Origin of the sequence: Pseudonocardia sp. (genome assembly GCF_025965585.1) — a bacterium.
Lineage (GTDB): Bacteria > Actinomycetota > Actinomycetes > Mycobacteriales > Pseudonocardiaceae > Pseudonocardia.
The window spans coordinates 1-2,697 of the sequence record NZ_JAOPWR010000243.1 but is presented as its reverse complement, the minus strand read 5'-3'; the positions used below and the strand labels follow the sequence as shown (position 1 = coordinate 2,697).

Below are 2,697 nucleotides of genomic sequence, written 5' to 3'. Positions count from 1 at the left end.
GTGGCCGGTGCCCTCGTCCTCGCCCTGCTCTGGCGCCACTTCCTCGGCCAAGGACCGCTGGAACGACTCGTCTCGACGGCGTCGGGCCGCGCCCGACGCGCGGCCATGGGATGGCGTTGGATCGCCGACCGAAACGATACGGGCAGCACCCCGCAGGCTCGCTGACCCCACACCGTCAGCATCACAGTGTCCGGCTCTGGGGGTCAAGCTCAAAGCATCGGTACGGGAATCTACTGGTCACCTCCTCGATCCGGTCGAGCTTGGCGTCCTTGTCGGGGTCGTTCGACTCCTTCCAGGTGCGGGTTCGTTGGAACGCCGCCCCGTGCTCGCGCAGGATCTGCCGCAGCCGCTCGCGGCCGATCACCACCCGCCGCTGGTGGCAGTGGGCCAGGTAGGCGGCCAGCTTGCGGATACTCCAACGGGTGAACGGGCACCCGAGCGTGGCAGGTCGGGCGGTGGCCGTCGTGACGATGAAGGCGATGTCGTCGTCACTGATCAGGCGGGGACGGCCTCCCGCCCACTGAGGGTCCAGCGCGGCCAGCCCCCGCTCGTTGAAGGCGTGGATCACGTCGCGGACGGTGTCCTCGTCGGCGGCCACGAGCCGGGCGATCGCCGGCACCGGCGTGCCGGACGCCGACGCCATGATGATCGTCGCGCGGCGGACCCGGATCGGGTTGCCCCGCCCACGGCGCACGATCTGGGTCAGCCGTCGACCCTCCTCATCGGTCAATCGCCGCGCTCTGACTGGTTCTGCCATCCGACCCCCGCTCCCGAACCGACCCGATGTCGGGATCGAGGGTGAGATCAACAGCCGCCGTGGCGCGGGACGCTACTCGGCGTGTCGCCAACCCGGTGAACGATCGTGGTCAACGCACTAGAGGTTCGCGCGCAATCCGACTCCCGGGGCGGCGCCAGCACGTCGAGGCTCTCCACGGTCCAACGGTTGCCGGACTGATTGGTCACTGCGGGCAGCCGCGCACGGCAGCGATGCATTCGTCGTAGAGGTCCATGATGTCGCCCTTGCCGTCGTTCTCGACCCACGTCATTGATGCGGCGTCCAGGCACCCGAACACGGTCGCGATCACCGCGCGGGCTCTGGCATCCGTCTCGCCCACCGCAGTGTCCATCCGCTCCTTGACGAGGGGCAGCAGGTCCTCCTGGAAACGCAGTCGCTTCTCGAGCCAACCGGCGCGCAGCGAGGCGGTGTTGTGCAGGAGGCGGAACCGCTCCAGTGCCTGTTCGCGGCTGTCGTGCAAGGCCTGTACGGCTGCGACTCCTGCGCGTAGGGCCGCCCAGGCCCCGGCCTCGGCGGGCTGCTCGCTGATCGCGGCCGTCAGGACCTGCCCGAAACGGGCCTCGTTGCCGCCGAGGAGGTCTTCCTTGGTGCCGAAGTAGCGGAAGAGGGTGCGCTGAGAGACGCCAGCCTCCAGGGCGATCTGCGAAATAGGGGTCTCGTCGTAGCCCTGCTCGGTGAACAGCCGCAACGCCGTCTCCAGGATGTCCTGGGTGGCTAGGTGGCGCGCCCGGTCACGCAGGGTGGTCGGCGTCCCCGTCGCTGTCGCGGCTTCCTGCTTCATGTCACGAGGATAGCCGCGCACTGCCAGCCTGGCATTCGCTGTCTAAGTGGCAGTGGCTGCCACACAGGCGTATGCTGCCACATGTGGCCGCGTATCTCGCGGCCCAACCTCTCAGCTCTCCTCGAACGGCAAAGGAATGCTTCATGTCCGCACCAACAGCTTTGATCACCGGTGGAACCAGCGGCATCGGCAAGGCGACCGCTGAACTGCTTCACTCCCGCGGCTACCGCGTATTGGTCACCGGTGTCGGCGATCTCGCCGACGCCGGACTTCCCGACGACATCACGCTCGTCGAGGCGAACGCGCGATCCCTGCCGGACATCGAGCGTGCGATCGACCAGGCACGTCAGCGATTCGGCTCCCTCGACCTGCTCTTCCTTAACGCGGGCATCTCCCGGCCCGGCCCGATCGAGTCAACCGACGAAGACGCCTTCGACGCCCTGTTCGACATCAACGACAAGGGCAACTTCTTCACCCTGAAGAAGGCGCTCCCGCTCCTCAACGAGGGCGCCTCAGTCGTCTTCACCGTGGGCGCCGGCGAAGGGCTCGGAGCCGCCATGACCGCGGCCAAGGGCGCCCTGCTGCCGCTCATGCGGGCGCTCGCGCTCGAGCTCGCCCCCCGTCGCGTCCGCGTCAACGCCGTCAGCCCAGGACTGGTCGACACCCCCGCCTACGCGAAGATGGGAGTCCCCCAGGAAATGATCGACTCCTGGGCACGCGACATCCCGCTCGGCCGCGTCGGCGCCCCCACCGACATCGCCGAAGCCGTGGTCTTCCTCGCCTCGGACGCAGCCAGCCACATCACCGGCAACAACCTCGCCGTCTCCGGAGGCATCGGCATTCACTCCCGCCCCTGACGAACAGTGCCTGACGAGACCCCTGCTGGCGGCTCCAGCCGCCCTGACCTAACCACGTTCTGCCCCCTTGACGAGCTGGGCCTGGAGGTCGTCGGCCAACGCCTCAAACCAGGCGGGCCGGTGCTGGCGGGTCGGGTCGGGTCGGGTCGGGTCGGGTCGGGTCGGGTCGGGTCGGGTCGGGTCGGGTCGGGTCGGGTCGGGTCGGGTCGGGTCGGGTCGGGTCGGGTCGGGTCGGGTCGGGTCGGGTCGGGTCGTCGAGCCTG

The 2,697-nt window shown here is 68.9% G+C and carries 3 protein-coding genes and 1 pseudogene; 2 read left to right on the top strand and 2 right to left on the bottom strand.

The features are described from left to right. Nucleotides 1-181: 181 nt before the first annotated feature. Both JWR81_RS15650 and JWR81_RS15645 read right to left on the bottom strand, forming a co-directional pair. Nucleotides 182-730: a helix-turn-helix domain-containing protein gene (locus JWR81_RS15650; protein WP_297652286.1), complete on the bottom strand. Its 549-nt coding sequence runs from the start codon at nt 728-730 to the stop codon at nt 182-184. A 229-nt stretch (nt 731-959) separates the two neighbouring features. Continuing rightward, the gene (locus JWR81_RS15645) at nt 960-1,577 is read right to left on the bottom strand and encodes a TetR/AcrR family transcriptional regulator (RefSeq protein ID WP_297652283.1); all 618 of its coding nucleotides are present in this window, start codon (nt 1,575-1,577) and stop codon (nt 960-962) included. 83 nt (nt 1,578-1,660) lie between these two features. Between JWR81_RS15645 and JWR81_RS15640 the strand changes: the two genes are divergently transcribed. Continuing rightward, nucleotides 1,661-2,434: an SDR family oxidoreductase gene (locus tag JWR81_RS15640; protein ID WP_297652280.1), complete on the top strand. Its 774-nt coding sequence runs from the start codon at nt 1,661-1,663 to the stop codon at nt 2,432-2,434. A gap of 6 nt (nt 2,435-2,440) precedes the next feature. Further along, a pseudogene (locus JWR81_RS15635) lies at nt 2,441-2,572 on the top strand (ISL3 family transposase); the annotation flags it as partial. Nucleotides 2,573-2,697 lie beyond the last annotated feature (125 nt).

Coding starts and splice junctions, on each gene's coding strand:
- JWR81_RS15645 (WP_297652283.1), bottom strand. CDS start 1,577: ATGAAGCAGGAAGCCGCGACAGCGACGGGGACGCCGACCACCCTGCGT.